This window comes from Rhodococcus sp. P4_F5 (genome assembly GCF_056401315.1).
This window is the reverse complement of record NZ_JBFUJP010000101.1, coordinates 1-15,872: the sequence shown is the minus strand read 5'-3', so window position 1 is coordinate 15,872 and position 15,872 is coordinate 1. Positions and strand designations below refer to the sequence as shown.

Genomic DNA, 15,872 nt, shown 5'->3' with positions numbered 1-15,872 from the left:
GAGGACAACCTGTGGGCCCCGAACGGCGAGGTCAAGATCACCTCCGCCGAGCAGGTCCGCCAGCTGGTGCGCGTCGCAGGCGAGCTGGGCCGTGAGGTGGCCACCGCCAAGGAGGCCCGGGACATCTACCGCATCGGCGAGACCTACGCCGACGCCGACGAGACCCTGGCGAAGCTGGGTTACGCGCCGAACCGCAAGCCCGGCCAGACCGGATTCACGCAGCACGCGTAAGGGCAGCTCTGCCCCGCGACACCCCCTGAAGTCTTCTCGAAACGAACCAAGGAATAGCAATGGTGCTGCAAGCTCAACCAATCGAGAGCCACGCCGAAGCCTCCACGCCCACGCGTAAGCGGCGGATCTACCCGTGGGTGGTCTTCGCCCTGGCATTCGGCCTGCTGCTGTCGGACTACATGTCCCGGCAGGTCCTCAGCGCGGTGTTCCCGATCCTCAAGGCCGAGTGGTCCCTGTCGGACTCCCACCTCGCCTCGCTGAGCAGCATCGTCGCGCTGATGGTCGGACTGCTGACCTTCCCCCTCTCGCTCCTGGCGGACCGCTGGGGCCGGGTCAAGAGCCTGATCCTGATGGCGGTGCTGTGGAGCGTCGCGACGTTGCTGTGCGCGATCGCCACCAGCTACGAGCAGATGCTCGGCGCCCGCTTCCTCGTCGGGGTCGGTGAGGCGGCCTACGGCAGCGTCGGTATCGCATTGGTGCTCAGCGTGTTTGCGCCCCGCGTCCATGCCGCACTGGCCGGCGCCTTCATGGCCGGCGGGTCGTTCGGGTCGGTGATCGGTGTCGCCATCGGCGGCTTCATCGCGGTCCAGTTCAGTTGGCGCTGGTCGTTCGCGGCGATGGCGGTCTTCGGCCTCCTGCTGGTCGCGGTCTTCCGGGTGGTCGTCACCGAGGCGAGGTTGAAGCGGTACGCCATCGAGGACGCCACTCCCGGCGCCGCACTCGAGGCCGACGGATTCCGAGCCCCCGTCTCGAGCCTGTTCACCAACCCCACGGTGTTGTTCGTCTACCTCGGTGGCGGACTGCAGATGTTCACCGCCGCGGTCCTGCTGGCCTGGATGCCGAGCTTCTTCAACCGGTACTACGGCCTGGCTCCGGACAAGGCCGGCGTGGCCGCCTCGGTGTTCGTCCTGCTGGTGGGTACGGGCATGATCGTGTGCGGCATGATCACCGACCGGGTGAGCCGCAACGACCCGGCCGCCAAGTGGACCTCGGCGATCGCCTACTGCCTGATCTCGCTGGTGTTCCTGACCGCGGGATTCAGCATCGGCACCGGCACCGCCCAGCTCGTCCTGCTCGGGATCGGCGCGTTCTTCTCCGCCGGGTGTTCCGGTCCGAGTGCCGCGATGGTCGCCAACCTCACGCACACCTCGATCCGAGCCTCCGCCATGGGAACCCTGACCGTGGCCAACAACCTCCTCGGACTGGCCCTCGGCCCCTTCGTCGTCGGGATCCTGGCCGATCACCTGGGCCTGCTCGACGCCATGCGGCTGGCGCCGCTCGTCTACATCGCCGCGGTCGCGGCGCTGGTGCTGGGCAGGCGCTCCTACCCGGCCGGGATGCGGCGGCTGGCTGAGTTGCGTGCGAACGCAGCCCCCACCGCACCGGCCAACTGAGTCCGATCGACGCTACGAAACACGGAGAGATCATGAGCGAGAACGAGAGCAGCTATCCCGTGGTGGACGCGATGAAGGCCGGTGGCGGCTGGAACTCGCTCTGGGACGGGTTGCACGAGATGGACCCGGAGTGGACCGAGCTGTACATGAAGATGGCGATGCAGCCGTACCAGAGCGGTGTGCTCTCGCCGAAGGTCATCCAGCTGCTGTGCATCGCCGTCGACGCCTCCGCCACCCACATGTACGCGCCCGGTACCCGGCGCCACATCCAGGCAGCCCTGGACATCGGGGTGACGCCCGAGGAGATCCTCGAGGTGCTCAAGCTCGCCACCGTCGTCGGCATCCACTCCTGCAACATGGGGGTGCCGATCCTCGTCGAGGAGATGGCGGCACACAAGGAACGTCAGGCGGCCGCCTAGATACGGCTCCAACCCGATCGCGCCTGTGCGGCACCACGTTCTTCCGTGGTGCCGCACAGGCGTGTCAGCGTCGTTCTTCGGTCGCGGCGTGGGTTCCGTTCAGTCGGCGCGAAGCGCGGGCCGGCGCGGTTCGAGCCGGACGACCGGGATCCGACGACCGATCTTCGTCGTCTTGGCGCGATAGTCACCCCACCCGGCATAGACCTGCACGGCGAGCGCGTACAGGCGTTCGTACTCTTCGGAGTCGGTGACCTCGGTCGCCACAAATCCCTCGCCGCCGAATTCGCATTCGGGGTGCGCGACCAGGTTGCGATACCACTGCGGGTGTTTCGTTCCACCGAAATTCGAGGCGACCACGACCACGTCACGCCCGTCGTGGAAGTAGGTGACCTGCACCGCACGGGGTAGACCCGACTTGGCGCCGGTGGTCTCGAGCGTCGCCGACGGGATCTGCCCCAACTCCCAGGTCAGGCGGCCGCCCGTAACCCGGTCCAGCCACGGGTCGCTGCGGACGACAACGTGGCGCGCGAAGGCCTGTCCCGCCCGCGTCCGCCCGAAAAGCTCGGAGAGCCGGTACAGGCGCCCATGGCTGTTCGTCGGATCGACGTAGCGCAACGGCACCCGGCGCACCGTGTGCCGTCGACGACCGCCCACCTCCACATCAGGCGCGCGGCGACGAGGGTCCGGCGCAGGAACGCGTGAAGACATGATTCAACCTTAGGAAGCCCGTCGTCCCGCCGCATCGGGCAATGGTCGTATCTTTCGCCGCAGGAACCGGCGGCAATGGGCAGTTCGACCCACCGGCGCCCGATCAGCGATGGTGTCACCGCTCGCCGCGTTCGGCCGGGCGACCTCTTGTGATCACGCGGCAGGCGGTGAAACGTCGTAGTCATGGTCGACGAACTCGCGCGCGGCCGTACCGCGTACCGAGAGCATGTCTGGGACGAGGCGTACGCCTCGCTGTGTCGCGCGGACGAGTCGGCGGCCCTGGATCCGGACGATCTCGAGGCGCTCGCCGAGTCTGCACACTTCACCGGCAGGACCGAGGAGAGCGTGCGGGCACACGGCCGGATCTACACCGACCGGCTGCGCCATGGCGACAACTGCGGTGCTGCGATGTGCGCGGTCCGGATCCACCTCGTGTTGATGCTGCGCGGTGACGTGCCTCCCGCCATGGGTTGGCTCGCCCGCGCACAGCGCCTCTTGCACGACGAGCCCGAGAGCGCAGCACACGGCTACGTCTGCGTCGCCGAGGCCGAGGCAAATTTTCAGGGCGGAGACGCTGCGGGTTCGCTCGAGCTGGCGCGCAACGCGACCCGGATCGGCACCCACTTCGCAGATCCCGACCTGGTGAACCTCGGCCTGCACCAGGCGGGCCGCGCCCTCGTTGCGCTCGGTGACGTGTCGGGCGGAACGGCACTACTCGACGACGCGATGGTGGCGGTCACCACCCGGGAGGTGAACACAACCAGCTCCTGGTGGATCTACTGCAGCTCGATCAACATGTGCGACTACATGTCGGACTTCGAGCGCGCCAGCGCATGGACGTCCGCATTCGAGAAGTGGCTGCGCACGCAGCACGGCGGCACCGCATTCTCCGGCTCGTGCCGGATGCACCGATCCCGGATCATGCGCCTGCACGGAGCATGGTCGGATGCCGAACGCGAAGCGCGGCAGGCATGCACGGGGCAGAACGGCACCGTTGCCATGGACGCGGGACAGGCGTGGTACCAGATCGGCGAGATCCGGCGGCTGACCGGTGACCTACCCGCCGCGGAGGAGGCGTTCGGGCGGGCCGGCAGCTACGGCTGGGACGTTCAGCCCGGGATGGCCCTGCTGCGGGCCGCGCAGGGCCGAGCCGACGCCGCCGCTGCCGGGCTCGCCCGCTCGCTGGCCGAACATCCCTCGAACCGCCTCGCCAGGGCGAAACTGCTCCCGGCGCAGGCAGAAATCGCGGCGGCCGCGGGGAACCTGGAACTCGCACGCGCGGCAGCCGACGAACTCGCCGCCATGGTCGACGCCCCGCCGGCCGTCCGGGCCTCAGCGCTACAGGTCGCCGGTGCCCTGCGGCTGACCGAAGGCGACCCGGCCGGTGCGCTGCCCGACCTACGAGCCGCCGCACGAACCTGGGCGGACCTCGACATGCCGTACGAGGCCGCGCGAAGCCACCAGCTGATCGGACTGGCCTGCCGTGCGATCGGCGACGAGGACACCGCGCGCCTCGAATGGGACACCTGTCGTGCGGTGTTCAGCCGCCTGGGCGCGTCACCCGACCTGACGCACATCGACGAACTACTCGGACGTGCACGAGAACCGACACCACTCCCGGACGGGCTCAGCGTCCGGGAGGTCGAGGTGATGCGACTCGTCGCCGCCGGACTGACGAATCAGGAGGTCGCTGCGAGTCTGTCGCTGAGCAAGAAGACCGTCGCGCGGCATCTGAGCAACATCTTCGGCAAGATAGGCGTCACCACTCGCGCCGCAGCGACCGCCTATTCGTGCCGCCACGGCCTGGACTGATGCCGGTCGTCGTCCAGGGTGGGTCGAAGTACCCACGAGAGCTGCTTCGGGCGGCGGGCGGATGCGACGATCGCCCGATGCGTCGATGGCGACCGGCGACCTACCGTCGGATCATGTCGATGGGACTCGAACCGCCACGCCGCCGCGGCGTCCGAATGCTCGGCGTCCGGATGCGAGTGGGACGTGAAACGCGTAGTCGGCCGGCGGCCGGTCCTGTCCCACGCTCGAATCCCCTCCGCGTGGGCGAGGCGGCGAGATTCAACGAGATCACGGCGGGACGGGCCGAGCGCGAACGCCTACGCGACCTGCTCTGCCGACACGTCGGCCGCGACGTCGCCCACCGCGCACTCGAACACGACGCGCTGCCCGACCGCGACGGGTTGGCCGGCGGCGAGGTCACCCAGGCCGCGGTTCTCTTCATCGATGTCGTCGGCTCCACGAACCTGGCGGCGACCCGGCCGCCGGACGAGGTGGCGACCGTGCTCAACGCGTTCTTTCGGATCGTGGTCGCGACGGTCGAACGGCACCACGGTTTCGTCAACAAGTTCCAGGGCGATGCCGCCCTGGCGGTCTTCGGTGCCCCGAGGCCCGTCGCCGACCCGGCAGGATCCGCGCTCGCGACGGCCCGGGAACTGCGGCCCACTCTTCGCGCGCTGGACGCGATCGACTTCGGTATAGGCGTCTCATTCGGCGAGGTGTTCGCGGGGAACATCGGAGCCGAACAGCGGTACGAGTACACCGTCATCGGCGATCCCGTCAACGAGGCCGCCCGGCTCACCGAGGTCGCGAAGACCTGCGAGTGCCGCGCCCTCGCGTCGGGGCACGCCCTCACCGCCGCGGCCTGGGACGAATCGCAACGCTGGATGCCGGTCCGGAGCGTGACGCTGCGGGGGCGCACCGAGCCGACCCTCCTGGCCGAACCCGTACTCGAACTCGACCTTTCACGGAGTCGAGCTGCCGTGCGGGCGGCCGACTCGGGCTAGCCTCGACGGGCCTCGCGGGCAAGACCCGCCCGGCGACGGGGTCACGCGGCGGGGAGGTTCGATGCGGCAGTGGTGGTCGGCGTTCTGGGACCGTCCTCCGGGTTGGGCGCTGCTGGCCGCCACGGTCGCGGTGTGCCTGGCGGGCCTGTGGGCGCTGAGCTACCCCACCCCCAACGGGTGGATCCTGGTGCTCGGGTGTTTCTGGCCGACCGTGGTGATCGCGGCCTGCTGGCTGACCCGGACCGCCGCGTTCCTGGTGCAGACCAAGACCTGGTCGGCCTGGCTGCTCGCGGTGCCGGCCGTCGCGGTGGTCAGTGCCGCACTGGCGGTGTTCGACGCGCCGCTGCAGGCGCGGTGGTCCCTCGCGGCGGGCGACTTCTCGGCCGCCGTCGACGAGATCCGGGCCGGCACCGACTCCGGGCGGGAGCGCCGGATCGGCAGCTACGACGTCGGTGGCGTACGCATGCACGGCGACAACGTCTACTTCGTCGTCCCCGCCAGCGGCTTCCTGAACGACGACGGCGTGGCCTACCTGCCGAACGGGGAGCCCACCACGCCCGACCCAGTCGGCGAGGGCGTGCGGGTGTGGCACCTGCGCGGGCCCTGGTACTCGTTCAGCGCGGGCTGGTGACGCGGGCTGTTCACTCGCCGGCGAGGAACGCCGCGACCACGGCCTCGAACTGGTTCGGCCGGTCACGGTGCACGCTGTGCCCCACCTCGATGGTCACCACCCGGCAGTTCGGGATCGCCGCGGCCGCCGCGGTCAGCCTGCCGGGATGCACCATGCCGGACGGTCCCCCGCAGACCACCAGCGTCGGCGCCGCGATCCGCGGCAGCCGGTCCCACCAGGCGGGGTTCGGCTGGTGGAACTGGGCCAGCGCGCTGCGGGTCATGGACCGGTCGAAGGCCAGCGCCGCCCGAGGATGACGCAGCAGGCTGGTGGTCGCGTGCCACAGTTCGACCGGTGTCGGCAGCCGGCCGGACATCGGCCCAACGGTCTCGCCCGGGCGCAGCGGCAGCGGCGTCTCCTCGAGCACCAGCCGCCGCACCAGCCCGGGACGCGACTGGGCGAGCAGGCTCGCGCAGTGCCCGCCGAGCGAGTGCCCGACCACGTCCACCTCGTCGAGTGCCAGGTGCTCGCACAGCGTGAGCAGGTCGTCGCCGAACTCGTCGAACAGGTACGACGGCGCGTGCGCGCTGCGCCCGTGGCCGCGCAGGTCGACGGCGATCACGCGACGACCGCCCTGCGCCAGGGTCCTGGCGAACCGGTCCCAGGTGCGGCTGTCGCCGCCCATGCCGTGCACCAGCAGCACCGGCACGGCGTCCGGGCCGCCGGAGTCCCGGTAGGAGATCTCGAGCCCGTCGACCGTGGTGGCCACAGCCGTCGTCACCATCGGTTACCGCCCTTCGCGCCGTTCACTGGTCCTCGCGCAGCGAGGCTACCGAGCGGGCGTGCCCAGGATCGCCTCGGGACGCAGGTCCAGCCGCCGGAGCAGTTGGGCGTTGACCGCCACCACCACCGTCGACGCGGACATCAGCAGGGCACCGACCTCCATCGGGAGGGTGAAACCCCAGGGCGCCAGGACGCCCGCGGCGAGCGGCACCGCGATCACGTTGTATCCGGCCGCCCAGGTGAGGTTCTGGATCATCTTGCGGTAGGTGGCGCGGGAGAGTTCGATCACCGACAGCACCGAACGCGGGTCGTCGCTGGCCAGCACCACCCCGGCGGAGGCGATGGCCACGTCGGTGCCGGCGCCGATGGCGATCCCGACGTCCGCCTGGGCCAGCGCCGGGGCGTCGTTGACGCCGTCGCCGACCATGGCGACCTTGCGGCCGGCGGACTGCAGCTCCTTGACCTTCGCACCCTTGTCCTGCGGCAGCACCCCGGCGAACACCTCGTCCGCAACATTCCCCGTCGCTCCGCTCGCCACGATCCCCAACCGACGCGCCACCGACCGCGCCACCGCCTCGGCATCGCCGGTGATCATCGCGACGTGCACGCCCCGCTGGTGCAGGGCATCGATGGCCTGCTCTGACTCCGGGCGGATCTCGTCGGCCAGCGCGACCGCCCCGACGACGACGCCGTCGCGGATCACGTGCAGCACCGTCGACCCCTGCGCAGCCCAGTCGCGGGTCTGGGGCAGTGCGTCCAGCCCGCGGTCGGCAAGCATCTTCGGTCCGCCGACGCCGACCTCCGCCCCGGCGACGGTGCCGGTGACGCCCACGCCGTTGTGCGCGCGGAACGCGTCGGCAACGGGCACGGTGAGTCCACGGTGTTCGGCGGCCGCCACGATGGCCCGGCCGAGCGGGTGCTCGCTGTCGCGCTCGACGGAGGCCGCCAGGGCGACCGCCTCGTCCTCGCCCACCGCGCCGGCACCGGCCGCGGCGACGAGGGCGGGGCTGCCCTTGGTGAGGGTGCCCGTCTTGTCGAAGAGCACCGCGTCGACGGTGCGCATCGACTCGAGCGCCCGACGGTCGGTGATCAGCACCCCGGCCCGGGCCGCCCGCTCGGTCGCGATGGACACCACCAGCGGGATGGCCAGACCCAGCGCGTGCGGGCAGGCGATGACGAGGACCGTGATGGTGCGGGTGACCGCGTCCTCGGGGGCGCCGAGGATCAGCCAGACCGCCGCGGTGATCAGCGCGGCCCCGAGGGCGAACCAGAACAGCCAGGCCGCGGCGCGGTCGGCGAGCACCTGGGCGCGCGAGGAGGAGTTCTGGGCCTCGCTGACCAGACGGCGGATGCCGGCGAGCGCGGTGTCGTCGCCGACCGCGGTGACGCGGACCCGCAGCGCCGAGTCGGTGCTGACGGTGCCGGCGACCACCCGGTCCCCCGCCTCGCGCCGCACCGCCAGCGACTCCCCCGTGATCATCGACTCGTCCACGTCGGCGGCACCGTCGACGACGGTGCCGTCCGCGGGAATCCGGCCACCGGGCCGGACGACGACCAGGTCGCCCGCGGCCAGGTCCGCGGTCGACACGGTCACCGTCTCGTCGCCCTCGACCCGTTCGGCCTCGTCCGGCAGCAGGGCGGCGAGGGACTCGAGCGCGCTCGACGCCTGGCCGAGGGATCGCATCTCGATCCAGTGCCCGAGCAGCATGATCACGATGAGAAGCGCGAGTTCCCACCAGAAGTCGAGGTCGTGGGCGAGCAGGCCGAGGCTGGCACCCCAGGAGGCGACGAACGCAACGGTGATGGCCAGCGCGATCAGCAGCATCATGCCGGGCTGGCGGGCCCGGATCTCGGCGACCGCGCCGGACAGGAACGGCCGGCCGCCCCACAGGTACATGACCGTGCCGAGCAGCGGCGAGACCCAGGTGATCGCCGAGCCGGCGGGCAGGGAGTAGCCGACCAGGTCCGCGAACATCGCGTTGGCCAGGACCACCGGCACCGCGAGCACCAGCATCACCCAGAACAGCCGCCGGAACTGGGCGACGTGGTCGCCGTGCCCGGCGCCGTGCTGGTCGTGACCGCCGTGCTGGTCGTGACCGGACGGGTGCCCGCCGTGGTCCTTCCCCTCGGGGGCCTCGGCGTCCGGGTGGTCCGTGTGCATCTCGCGCTCGGCGTCCATGCCCGCAAAGTTTACCCCCTAGGGGTATGGATCGCAGGCGTGGAGCTGCGGGCGACGTCCTCACTCGTACACCCCCTCGACGGCCCAGCTCGCGCCGACGAAGATCAGCAGCAGCGCCTTCGGCTCGTCCAGCAGCACCTGCGCCCGGGCCGAGCGCCGCGACTGCGCCGGGTCCCACCACCGCTCGTCGAGCAGCCACGGGCCCGCCCAGCCCCGCAGCTGCCAGCTCCGCCTGCCCCACCGCAGCAACGTCGGCGACGCACTGAAGGCACCCCGCTCGGTGACCCACACCGCGTCGCCGGCCGCGTCCTCGAGCGTCACCGCCGGACGGCCCGCCAGCACCGCGGAGGGCGCGGGTTCGGGCAGCCGACCGGGCCACGGCGCCGCGGGGTCCGCCGCGGGCACCAGCTCGTCGCCCAGCGGCAGCAGGGTGACCCGTTCCCCCGGACCCCGGCCGCCGCTGAGCACGCCCACCTGCACCGCATCGCCGCCGAGTAGTCCCTGGACCCGGACCAGCGCGCGGCGGGCCCGCTCGTCCTGCGCACCGACCCCGCCCCACAACCCCAGCTGCAGCGCCCCGGCCGCCACCACCTCCACCGGCTCGAGCCGTAGCACCTCGATTCCCGCGGTCGGCCGGGACTCACTGCGGCCGGTGAGCCAGCCGTCCAGCTGCCAGCGCACTCGATCCGCCGTGCCCTCCGGGGTCAGTGGCTCCGCGCAGCGCCAGGTTCGCGAAAGATGTTCTCCGTTACCGGCACTCGCATGCACCAGCAGACGGGTGCAGGCCACCCCCGCGGCGGCCAGCCGGGCGTGCAGCCGCTCCGCCAACGCCCGCGCCGCGAAGGCCGCCGCGTCCACCCGGTCGAGAGGCGGGTCCGGGCGGTGCTCGACCGCGAGGTCCGGCGGCAACGGCCGCGCCGAGGGCGGACGCTCCGGCTCCCCGCGCGCGCTGCGGTGGGCCAGCACGGCGTCGGCACCGAAACGGGACGCCACCGCCACCGGGGCCAGGGCCGCGAAGTCGCCGATGGTGCGCAGGCCCAGCCGGCGCAGCAGGTCCACCAGGTCTGCACGTTCGGGCGCGGACAGGGCGGGCTCGGCGGCCAACTCGGACACCGGCATCGGCGCCAGGAACCGGGCGCCCCCGCCGGGTGGGACCAGCACCGCCCGGCGGGCCGCGATCACGGCGGTGGAGAGCTCGTCCGCCACCCCCACCTGACACTCCACCCCGGCCGCCGCGGCCTCGTCGACCAGCCGTTCCGCGGCGGACTCCTCGGAACCGAAGTAGCGACTCACCCCGCGCGCGGCGAGCACCAGCAGCCCCGGGCGCAGCACCTCCACCCCGGGTGCCGCCGCGTCGACGGCCGCGGCCACCGGCTCGAACAGTCGGGCGTCGCGGCCGGGGTCCGCGGCGAACACGTGCAGCCGCAGGCAGCGCCCCTGCGCCTCGCGCCTGCGCAGCCCCCGGCGGACCCCCTCGGCGCGGGCCGGCGCCGAACACGCGATCACCCGGTTGCCCGACAGCACCGCGACCGGTTCGGCCGGAGCCAGGTCCGCCACCGCGGCGGCGGCGACCGCCGGCCAGTCCGGACACCACAACGCCAGCACCCGGGCCGGACTCGACACGATCCCGGCACTCATGCGACACCGCTTCCGAGTTCGAGCGGCCCTGCCCCGGCACGCGCCGCGACGGCGACCTCCTCCGGCACCCATTCCACCCGGCCGCGGACCGGACGCAGGTCCAGCCGGGCGGTGCGGGCCTGGAAGGCCCGGCCCTCCACGGTGACCGCCAGCCGCAGCCCGTACAGCCGCCCGCGACCCGACTCCCCCAGACCCTGGTAGCCGCGCACCGCGGCCGCCAACCGCACCTCGGCGCCGCCCCAGTGCCCGTCCGTCACCACCAGCGTGGCGCCCTTGCTCCGGGCCCGGGCCACGATCGCCCGCGTCCGCGAGGGCGGCACCGCCAGCCCGCCGAGCCCCAGCACCACCAGGTCCATGCCGTCGAGGAGGACCGCCGCCACCTCGACCGGATCCGGCCCCGGGTCCGGGATCACCGCCAGCCGGCCCAGCTCGGCGCCCATCTCGACGGCGGACAGCAGGCCCAGCCGGGGCAGTCCGATCACCGCCGCATGCCCGCCCGACTCGGTCACCGCGGCCAGCAGGCCCGACAGCAGCGAACCCGCACCGGACACCGAGACCACCGAGCCGCGCGCGAGCCCGCCGCCGGGCAACAGCCTGGCCAGCGCGGGCGGCACCGGCAGCACCGGTCGACCGCGGCCCTCGTCGGGCGTGACCCGGGTGCCCGGTACGGCCCGGCCCGGTTGCCCGGCACCGCCCCAGGGCCGGGCCGGGCGGGCCACCGCCTCGCCACGTGCGGGCACCGCGGCGATCTGGCGGCGGAGCTGCTCGAGCCGCTCCGACCGGGACAGCCCCACGACCGAGTCGACCCCAGCCGCCGGAACCGAATCCGTCGCAGCCAAATCCGTCGGCACCGAACCCGACAACACCGCGCCTGACTCCACCACCACAGCTCCCTCCGCCGACGTACGCCGGACGACACCCGCGGGGAAGACGCAGAAATCGAACACTCTTTCGATCAAACCCAGTAAAGCCCACTCCGTCCGTCGACGTCAAGGCAACCGAGCCGGTCCGCGTCGGCCACGAGACGCAGCTCACCGTTCGGACTGGCTGCACCGTCGGCAACGTCCACTACCCTCACGGTGTGGCGGAGCAGGAGCAGGAGCGGGAGCAGCGGATCGTCGGACCGGACTATCTGGTGGCCGGTCGGTACCGCCTGAGCGCCAAGCTCGGCGGCGGCGGCATGGGTTCGGTCTGGCTCGCCCGCGACACCCTGCTCGACCGCGAGGTCGCCATCAAGCAGGTCATCTCCACCGCCGGGCTCACCGAGGAAGCCGCCCGCGACGTCCGCGCCCGCGCGATGCGTGAGGGCCGGATCGCGGCCAGGCTCTCCCACGACCATTCCATCGCCATGTACGACGTGGCCCTCGAGGGCGGTGAGCCCTGGCTGGTCATGGAGTACCTGCCCTCGCGCAGCCTGGCGCAGGCCCTCAACGTGACCGAGGCCCTGCCGCCGCTGCAGGTCGCCCAGATCGGCGCCCAGGTGGCGGACGCGCTGTCCCAGGCCCACGCCGCCGGCATCGTGCACCGCGACATCAAGCCCGGCAACATCCTGATCGCCGACCGCGGCCGCGCCGCGGGCACCGTGAAGATCAGCGACTTCGGCATCTCCCGCGCCAAGGGCGACCCGCACGTGACCCAGACCGGTGTGATCACCGGCACCCCCGCCTACTTCGCGCCGGAGGTCGCCCGCGGCGAGGACCCCACCGAGGCCTCCGACGTGTTCTCGCTCGGCGCCACGCTGTACACCGCCACCGAGGGGCAGCCCCCGTTCGGCATCGACGAGAACTCGATCGCCCTGCTGCACAAGGTCGCCAAGGCCGAGATCATGCGGCCGGTGCACAGCGGCGACCTCACCGACGCACTGCTGCTGATGCTCGAACCCGACCCGGCACGGCGCCCCACCATGGCGCAGGCCCGGGACCTGTTGGCCCACATCGCCGCGGGCAGCGGCGGCAGCATCGGCTACGTCCTCGACGCGCCCCTGCTCGAACCGGACGGCACGGTGCCGTTCTGGGCGCGGCGGTCGGCGGCCAGCGGGCCGGTCCGGCGCGCGAACCGCCTGCCGTCGAGCACCGTCACCGGACTGCCCGCCGCGCACCAGAGCGTCCCGCTGGACCGGGTGCCCCGCCCCGGACCCCGGGTGCCCGAGGCCCCCGGCCACCTGCCGGTGGCGCCGGCCCACTCGGCCGTCCCGATGGCCGTCGCCATCGTGCTGCTGTGCGTCGCGCTCGCCGTCGTCGCCGTGGTGATCCTCGCCCTGACCCGGATGTGACTCACCCCGGCACCACCTGGCGAATCGTCTTGGCTCGCCGCACCTGGTGAGGTCGCCGTCACTCGATCCGACGCCGGTGCGCCCACCGGGTGAGCGCATTCCGGTTGGACTGCTGGGTCTTTCGCAGCACGTTGGATGCGTGCGTCTCCACCGTCTTGATCGAGATCACCAGGGTCTCGGCGATCTCGCGGTAGGTGTAGCCACGCGCCAGCAGTCGCAGCACCTCGAGCTCCCGCGGCGTGAGCGAGTCCAGTTCCGGGTCCAGCGGCGGCTCCGGCGCCGTCGACCGCCCGGTGAACGAGTCGAGAACGAAGCCGGCCAGCCTCGGGCCGAACACCGCGTCACCCCCGGCCACCCGGCGCACCCCGTCCGCGAGTTCCGCGCCCGAGATGGTCTTCGTGACGTACCCGCGCGCGCCCGCCCGGATCACCGCGATGACGTCCTCCGCGGCGTCGGACACGCTGAGCGCCAGGCACACCGGGCCCGGCGCGATCCCGCCGAGTACCGCGACCCCGCCGCCGTCCGGCATGTGCACGTCGAGGAGCACCACGTCCGGTGCGGACGCGTTGATCCCCGCGATCGCCTCCGCGACCGCGCCCGCCTCGCCGACCACCTCGATGTCCGACTCCGAGCCGAGTTCGGCGCGCACCCCGGACCGGAACACGGCATGGTCGTCGACAAGGAAGACGCGGTACACGGTTCCGGCGGATGTCACCTGGGCTGCTCCTCTGTGCTGGGGTGGGCGTGGACGGGATCGGCAGGGGGCCGCGTCGACTGTTGTGACCACTCTATGACGGTCGCGTCGTCCTCCTGGACCGGCTCTGCTGCGGCGCCCGTCCCGCTCCCGTTCCCGTTGCGGGGCATCCGAATCCGGATCTCCGTTCCGCGTCCGGGGGCCGAGTGCACCTCGACCTGCCCGCCCCGGCGCTCCACCCGTGCCCGGATCGACTTCGTCAGACCCTGTCGGTCCTCCGGCACCGCGGAGGGGTCGAACCCGGTACCGCGGTCACGCACGAACACATTCACCTCGTCGGCCTCCGCCTCGGCGAACAGGTCGACATTGGTCTCGCCGGAGTGCTTGGCCGCGTTGACCAGTGCCTCACGGGTGGCACCGAGCAGTGCGGTGAAACTCTCCTTGGACAGACCCGACTCGGCCTCGTCCACGTCGAGACGCACGTCCCCCACCGTCACCGGCCGCACCGTCATGCCGTGCTGGTCCTCGACCTCGCCCGCGATGGTGCGCAGCGCCTCGGCCAGGCTGGCGTGCGCGGCGTCCCCGCCGTCGAAGAGCCACTTGCGCAGCTCCCGTTCCTGACCGCGGGCCAACCGCATGACCTCCTGCGGCCGGTCCGCCTGCTTCTGGATCAGCGCCAGTGTCTGCAGCACCGAGTCGTGCAGGTGCGAGGCGATCTCCTCGCGCTCCTCGTTCCGGATCCGGGCGCTGCGTTCCTCGCCCAGGGCCCGCCACATCCGCAGCCAGAGCGGCACGGTCAGCAGCCCGGCCCCGATCAACGTGACCACCACCGCCAGCAACGACGAGCGCAGCGACTCCAGGTCGACGCGCGCGAGCACCACCACGCCGAGCCCGAACACGATGAGGGTGGCGCCGCCGAGCACCCGCGCCCAGGTGAGCACCGTGGGCCGCTGCGGCAGCCCGATCGCCGACCGTGGCCCGTCGGAGTCGAACTCCCGCCACACGAACGCCGCGCCGATCGCGACCACGATCACCGGCGCGATCACCGAGGCGGCGGTGCCGCTCAGCAGCCAGGTCAGCCCCGCCGACAGGGCGAGGCCGATGACCGCCAGCCCCAACGCGCGCTGGCGCTCGGTGTGACTGGGCCGCTCGGTGTCCGTGCCCGCGGGGGTGAAGATCCACAGCAGTCCGTACGCGACGATGCCCGCACCGGCGAGCACACCCAGGAACACGAACGCCAGCCGAACCTTGAGGACGTCGACGCCGAGGTGGTCTGCGATCCCGCCCGCGACGCCGCCGACCACCCGGCCACCTGCCCGGCGCTCGAGCCGGGGAGTGAGGGCCGGGTCCGGTGGGTAGGCACGGAAGAGGGGCTGCACACCGTCGATGGTGGCACGTGGCGACGCCCCGGCGCATCAGGGTGGACCCTGATCTCCCCCGCCCCTCTCGGCCCGCGGACGACGGCAAAGATCAGGGTTTGTCCCGATGCGCCGCCGGGCCCGGCCGGGCCACGATGGTCGCATGAGCAATCCGAGCTTCCCCGAACAACTGCAGGAGTTGTGGCGTACCCGGCCGGTGCGCTTGCCGAGCCGGGGCCCGATCGCCGGTGTCGCCGCCGGCATCGGCCACCGCTACGGAGTGGACCCGGTGCTGGTGCGGGTCGCGTTCGCGGTGTCCACCATCTTCGGCGGCGTCGGCATCGTCCTCTACCTCGCCTGCTGGCTGCTGCTGCCGCGGGCCGGCGACCAGGCCTCGGCCGCGGAGTCGCTGGTCGGCCGGGGCCACAGCTCGGAGTCCGGCACCCGGACGGTGGTGCTGGCGGTGGCACTGGTCATCGCGATGAGCACCCTCGGCCCGGTCGGCGTCGGCCTCGGCGGGTCCGGGCTGGTCAGCCTGGCGCTGATGCTCGGCGGGCTGTGGCTGCTGCACCAGCGCAGGCCGGTGCCGCCGCCGCTGCCGGCCGGGGTGGTCCCGGACGCCTTCGCGGCGCCGCCGGCCAGCGGCTACCCCGGCACCGGGTACCCGTCCTGGTTCGGCGGGTACACCGCCCCGGGGGCGTACGCGACGCTGCCCAAGACCTACGAGCCGACGCCCGGATTCAAGGCCACGCCACCCGCTCCGCCCGCGCCCGAGGCCGGCGCCCCTGCCG

The 15,872-nt window shown here is 72.4% G+C and carries 14 protein-coding genes and 1 pseudogene; 8 read left to right on the top strand and 7 right to left on the bottom strand.

The annotated features are described in order from the left end of the window. The 3 genes from AC1DU4_RS24685 to AC1DU4_RS24675 all read left to right on the top strand — a co-directional run. On the top strand, nucleotides 1-231 hold a 231-nt coding region (locus tag AC1DU4_RS24685), incomplete at its 5' end, for a 3-keto-5-aminohexanoate cleavage protein (RefSeq protein ID WP_477844369.1). Between the two features lie 59 nt (nucleotides 232-290). Beyond that, nucleotides 291-1,625 carry an MFS transporter gene (locus tag AC1DU4_RS24680; protein WP_477844367.1) on the top strand — a complete coding sequence of 445 codons (1,335 nt, stop codon included), beginning with the start codon at nucleotides 291-293 and terminating at the stop codon, nucleotides 1,623-1,625. A 32-nt stretch (nucleotides 1,626-1,657) separates the two neighbouring features. Next, on the top strand, nucleotides 1,658-2,044 hold the full coding sequence (locus tag AC1DU4_RS24675; protein WP_477844365.1) for a carboxymuconolactone decarboxylase family protein: 387 nt from the start codon (nucleotides 1,658-1,660) through the stop codon (nucleotides 2,042-2,044). Nucleotides 2,045-2,143: 99 nt separating this feature from the next. Here AC1DU4_RS24675 and AC1DU4_RS24670 read toward each other — a convergent pair whose 3' ends face one another. After that, nucleotides 2,144-2,665, bottom strand: a complete 522-nt coding sequence (locus AC1DU4_RS24670) for a nitroreductase family deazaflavin-dependent oxidoreductase (protein ID WP_477844373.1) — start codon at nucleotides 2,663-2,665, stop codon at nucleotides 2,144-2,146. Nucleotides 2,666-2,935: 270 nt separating this feature from the next. Here AC1DU4_RS24670 and AC1DU4_RS24665 point away from each other — a divergent pair, with 270 nt between their 5' ends. The 3 genes and pseudogenes from AC1DU4_RS24665 (at nucleotide 2,936) to AC1DU4_RS24655 (ending at nucleotide 6,178) form a co-directional block, all read left to right on the top strand. Further along, complete coding sequence (locus AC1DU4_RS24665; protein WP_477844364.1) at nucleotides 2,936-4,564, top strand: LuxR C-terminal-related transcriptional regulator; 1,629 nt, start codon at nucleotides 2,936-2,938, stop codon at nucleotides 4,562-4,564. A gap of 257 nt (nucleotides 4,565-4,821) precedes the next feature. Then, nucleotides 4,822-5,547: pseudogene (locus AC1DU4_RS24660) on the top strand (adenylate/guanylate cyclase domain-containing protein); the annotation flags it as partial. A gap of 61 nt (nucleotides 5,548-5,608) precedes the next feature. After that, nucleotides 5,609-6,178: a hypothetical protein gene (locus AC1DU4_RS24655; RefSeq protein WP_477844362.1), complete on the top strand. Its 570-nt coding sequence runs from the start codon at nucleotides 5,609-5,611 to the stop codon at nucleotides 6,176-6,178. A gap of 10 nt (nucleotides 6,179-6,188) precedes the next feature. Here AC1DU4_RS24655 and AC1DU4_RS24650 read toward each other — a convergent pair whose 3' ends face one another. The 4 genes from AC1DU4_RS24650 to AC1DU4_RS24635 are packed head-to-tail and all read right to left on the bottom strand — an operon-like array spanning nucleotide 6,189 to nucleotide 11,596. Next, entirely contained in the window at nucleotides 6,189-6,941 is a 753-nt protein-coding gene (locus tag AC1DU4_RS24650) for an alpha/beta fold hydrolase (RefSeq protein WP_477844360.1), read from the bottom strand. A gap of 45 nt (nucleotides 6,942-6,986) precedes the next feature. Then, entirely contained in the window at nucleotides 6,987-9,119 is a 2,133-nt protein-coding gene (locus AC1DU4_RS24645) for a copper-translocating P-type ATPase (RefSeq protein ID WP_477844359.1), read from the bottom strand. A gap of 60 nt (nucleotides 9,120-9,179) precedes the next feature. After that, complete coding sequence (locus AC1DU4_RS24640) at nucleotides 9,180-10,757, bottom strand: DNA polymerase Y family protein (RefSeq protein WP_477844357.1); 1,578 nt, start codon at nucleotides 10,755-10,757, stop codon at nucleotides 9,180-9,182. Next, nucleotides 10,754-11,596: a hypothetical protein gene (locus AC1DU4_RS24635; RefSeq protein WP_477844371.1), complete on the bottom strand. Its 843-nt coding sequence runs from the start codon at nucleotides 11,594-11,596 to the stop codon at nucleotides 10,754-10,756. Before AC1DU4_RS24635 ends, AC1DU4_RS24640 begins: the two co-directional genes overlap by 4 nt. Before the next feature lie 242 nt (nucleotides 11,597-11,838). Between AC1DU4_RS24635 and AC1DU4_RS24630 the strand changes: the two genes are divergently transcribed. Further along, a complete protein-coding gene (locus AC1DU4_RS24630; RefSeq protein ID WP_477844355.1) occupies nucleotides 11,839-13,029 on the top strand; it encodes a serine/threonine-protein kinase in 1,191 nt (396 codons plus the stop codon). 58 nt (nucleotides 13,030-13,087) lie between these two features. On the opposite strand, the gene AC1DU4_RS24625 is transcribed toward AC1DU4_RS24630, so the two are convergent. Both AC1DU4_RS24625 and AC1DU4_RS24620 read right to left on the bottom strand, forming a co-directional pair. Next, entirely contained in the window at nucleotides 13,088-13,744 is a 657-nt protein-coding gene (locus tag AC1DU4_RS24625; protein ID WP_072843749.1) for a response regulator, read from the bottom strand. Beyond that, nucleotides 13,741-15,102, bottom strand: coding sequence for an ATP-binding protein (locus AC1DU4_RS24620; RefSeq protein WP_477844353.1), 1,362 nt, complete (start codon nucleotides 15,100-15,102; stop codon nucleotides 13,741-13,743). The genes AC1DU4_RS24625 and AC1DU4_RS24620 overlap by 4 nt, the downstream gene beginning before the upstream one ends. Nucleotides 15,103-15,244: 142 nt before the next feature. On the opposite strand from AC1DU4_RS24620, the gene AC1DU4_RS24615 reads away from it, so the two are divergent. Beyond that, nucleotides 15,245-15,872: PspC domain-containing protein (locus tag AC1DU4_RS24615; RefSeq protein WP_477844351.1), on the top strand; the 628-nt coding region annotated here is incomplete at its 3' end.

What these genes read in the sequence shown, in the direction of transcription:
- AC1DU4_RS24680 (WP_477844367.1), top strand. Translation starts at nt 291, where the DNA reads ATGGTGCTGCAAGCTCAACCAATCGAGAGCCACGCCGAAGCCTCCACG.
- AC1DU4_RS24675 (WP_477844365.1), top strand. Translation starts at nt 1,658, where the DNA reads ATGAGCGAGAACGAGAGCAGCTATCCCGTGGTGGACGCGATGAAGGCC.
- AC1DU4_RS24665 (WP_477844364.1), top strand. Translation starts at nt 2,936, where the DNA reads ATGGTCGACGAACTCGCGCGCGGCCGTACCGCGTACCGAGAGCATGTC.
- AC1DU4_RS24655 (WP_477844362.1), top strand. Translation starts at nt 5,609, where the DNA reads ATGCGGCAGTGGTGGTCGGCGTTCTGGGACCGTCCTCCGGGTTGGGCG.
- AC1DU4_RS24650 (WP_477844360.1), bottom strand. Translation starts at nt 6,941, where the DNA reads ATGGTGACGACGGCTGTGGCCACCACGGTCGACGGGCTCGAGATCTCC.
- AC1DU4_RS24645 (WP_477844359.1), bottom strand. Translation starts at nt 9,119, where the DNA reads ATGGACGCCGAGCGCGAGATGCACACGGACCACCCGGACGCCGAGGCC.
- AC1DU4_RS24640 (WP_477844357.1), bottom strand. Translation starts at nt 10,757, where the DNA reads ATGAGTGCCGGGATCGTGTCGAGTCCGGCCCGGGTGCTGGCGTTGTGG.